At 48.2% G+C, this 3,410-nt stretch carries 3 protein-coding genes; all 3 read left to right on the top strand.

The features are described 5' to 3' along the window. Positions 1-134: 134 nt before the first annotated feature. Complete coding sequence (locus ABYP73_RS12395) at positions 135-1,325, top strand: cation:proton antiporter (RefSeq protein WP_372974538.1); 1,191 nt, start codon at positions 135-137, stop codon at positions 1,323-1,325. A 39-nt stretch (positions 1,326-1,364) separates the two neighbouring features. Next, positions 1,365-2,066 (top strand): VIT family protein, encoded by a 702-nt coding sequence (locus ABYP73_RS12390; protein WP_372974537.1) that lies wholly within the window; start codon positions 1,365-1,367, stop codon positions 2,064-2,066. 103 nt (positions 2,067-2,169) lie between these two features. After that, complete coding sequence (gene corA, locus ABYP73_RS12385; RefSeq protein ID WP_372974536.1) at positions 2,170-3,234, top strand: magnesium/cobalt transporter CorA; 1,065 nt, start codon at positions 2,170-2,172, stop codon at positions 3,232-3,234. Positions 3,235-3,410 lie beyond the last annotated feature (176 nt).

The raw sequence follows: 3,410 nt of genomic DNA, 5'->3' as shown, positions 1-3,410 counted from the left end.
GATCACCTGAAGTTTATTTTTTCCCGACGATTTATTTGAAAAGAGATTGACTTAAAATAGTTTTAAACCTTGTGAAACACCGTTGAAAAAACCTGGTCAGACAAATATCTAACCCTTAAACCCTGACACGTCCTATGGATTTGATATTTCTTTCATCCTTTCACTCCTCCATCACCCTGATCTGTATTGTGGGTCTTGGGGTGGTCCTGTCGGGTTTCCTCCTGGGCAAGATCAAACAACCCACCCTGATCGCCTATATCCTCATCGGGGTTTTGATAGGCCCATTCGGATTAGACCTGATCGGGGACCAGGAAACCATGATGCACATAGGAGAACTGGGGATCATCCTGCTTTTCTTCTTTATCGGGATGGAGATCGACCTCTATTCCTTTATCGGGAACTGGCGCCTGGCGGTTTTCGGGACCCTGGGCCAGATCCTGCTGAGTATTGGGGCTATGGGGGCGATCGGACTCCTCTTTGACTGGAACGATTCCCGGATCGTGGTCATGGGTTTTGTCATCGCCCTGTCCAGTTCGGCCGTGATCTTTAAATTACTCGAAGACAAGAAACTGCTCGACAAGAAGATCGGCCAGAACGTTTCGAGCATCCTCTTGGCACAGGATATCGCTATTGCTCCCATCCTGATCCTTATCTCAATTTTCGGAGGGGAAGATACTTCCACCGAATCCATCTTGCTGAAGATCACAGGGGGTATCCTGATCATCGCGACTATTTTGTACATCTATATCAAAAAGGAGATCACCTGGCTCCCTTTTAGAAAATCCATTATGAGAGACCACGAACTGCAAGTCTTCCTCGCCTTGTTCTTTTGTTTTGCAGGGGCTGTGATAGCCGGACTTTTCGGGATCTCCGAAGCCCTTGGTGCCTTTGTGGGTGGCCTGGTTATGCACGCAGGGAAGGCAACCCAATGGATCCACGATGCCATACATTCCTTCCGTATCCTTTTCGTCGCAGTATTTTTTATAGCTATTGGTGCCCAGATCAATATTACCTTCCTGATGGAAAACCTACTGCCACTGGGATTGTCACTAATCACAGTATTTTTCCTGAACCACACCATCAATGCCCTCATCCTTCGCGCCTATAACAACAGCTGGAAAGAAGCGATATTCGGGGGCGCCATGCTGGCCCAGATCGGGGAACTGAGCTTCCTGATCTGCATCACGGCTTTCAACCTGGATATCCTGACCCAGTACGCTTACGACTTTACTATTTCCCTGATCTCGCTGACCATTGGAATCAGCCCGTTCTGGATTTTCTTGACGGAAAAGATCAGCACCAAAAAACAAATGACAGTCCCATAAAATCTTACCTTGAACGGGCCAATTAGAAAAGAGGGAACTATGGAAAAATCAATAAAAAAAGAGAACCATTACCTGGGCAGGAGCAACTGGCTTAGGGCCTCTCTCCTCGGGGCAAATGACGGCATTCTCTCTACGGCCAGTATCATTGTCGGGGTGGCTGCAGCTTCCACCTCACGGGAGCCCATCGTGATCGCAGGGGTAGCCGGACTCGTGGCGGGTGCCCTGTCCATGGCGGCAGGGGAATACGTTTCGGTAAGTTCTCAGACTGATATAGAAACATCAGACCTGGACAGGGAAAGAAGGGAACTCAGGGATATGCCAGAGGAGGAACTCAAAGAGCTAGCCCATATTTACCAGTTGAGAGGCTTGAGTCCGGACCTGGCGATGAAGGTAGCAGAGGAACTTACCGCTTATGATGCCCTGGGCGCCCATGCCCGTGACGAACTGGGGATCCACAGTATGACCCGGGCCAAACCCCTGGAAGCGGCCATAGCCTCGGGTGCATCCTTTGTCTTTGGTGCAATTCTTCCGGTCATAGCTGCCCTGCTAATCCCGGTAAAAATGATGATCCTCTGGCAGTACATCCTTGCCATCCTCTTCCTGGTCATCCTGGGTGCTTACGCCGCCAAAGCAGGCGGGTCTAGTGTGAGAAAGGCTGTCATCAGAATTACTTTCTGGGGCACCATTGCCATGGGGGTAACTGCTTATATCGGTCACCTCTTTGGCGTGTCGGTCTCTTGACGAAGTGATCTGAACTCGAGGCTGATTTGATAAAAATTCGTAGCTTTTTAGGGAAAATTTTTCTGACTGGTTATGAGCACAGGCAATGGTAAAAAAAATCAATATGGCGAGATTCGTTAAAAAGGCAAAACAGGATATAGGTCTGGCACCAGATGACCTCATTTTTCGTGGGAAGAAAAAGGCCAGCGAGGTACTGCTCCGCATTATAGACTTCAACGAGAATACCCTGGAGGAAGATGCTGTACAACTGGTTCGGGACGTACTCAAATACAAGGAAAAGAATACGGTTACCTGGCTGAATGTGGACGGGCTTCACAATGAAGCCATCATGAAAGAGATTGCCGAGACCCTTGACCTGGACACGCTGGTCCTTGCGGAAGTCATGCAAACCCAGGCCAGGCCCAGGGTTATAGAATATGACAACTGTATCCTGATCACCATCAAAATGATGCAGCAGAGAGAAGACTCGCACCAGATCATCGTGGAAAACCTGAGCATCATCCTGACAGAGGATATGCTGATCTCCTTCCAGGAGAGAAGGGGGGACGTTTTCGAACCGGTCCGTGAGCGCATCCGGAAACAGAAGAAGAGGATACGAAACGGGGGAACCGATTACCTGGCTTTTGCCCTGCTGGACATTGTAATCGACAATTACCTGTACGTGCTGAGTGTGTTAGGCGAAAAGATCGAGGCACTGGAGGATACCCTCGTGGTCAACCCCAATGAAGTGATCATCAACGAGATCAACAACTACAAGAGGGAACTGAATTTTCTGCGGAAGAATATAAAACCGGCCAAGGAGATGATCTTTTCCCTGGGAAAACTGGAAACGGAATTTATTGATGAGTCTACCTATGTCCACTTCAAGGAACTCGAAGACAATATCAGTCAGGCGAATGAAGTATCGGACAGTTACAGGGATATCCTTTCCGACCAGCTCAATATTTACCACACCACGATCAGCAGTAAACTCAACGACGTGATGAAGGTACTTACCATATTCTCGGTGATCTTCATCCCCCTTACCTTTATCGCCTGGATCTATGGGACCAATTTTGATATTTTACCCGAACTGCACTACCAATACAGCTATTTTATCATGCTGGGTGTGATGATCGTGATCGCTTTGGGCATGCTGATCTATTTTAAACGGAATAAATGGCTCTGACCTCGGCTTGCCTTAGATGCCAAGAAGATCTCGAAGTCATGAAAAAAAAACCGCCGATGCACCTGCACCGACGGTTCCACTAAAAAACCAACCAAACAACTAACTAAACTGGAAATGAATCTACATCACCGGTAATACTACCGTATCGACCACGTGGATCACCCCATTGGACTGAT

The sequence above is a fragment of the Muriicola sp. genome, assembly GCF_041567615.1.
Lineage (GTDB): Bacteria > Bacteroidota > Bacteroidia > Flavobacteriales > Flavobacteriaceae > Muriicola.
Note: the sequence above shows the minus strand (reverse complement) of the source record. Positions and strands in the feature narration are given on the sequence as shown.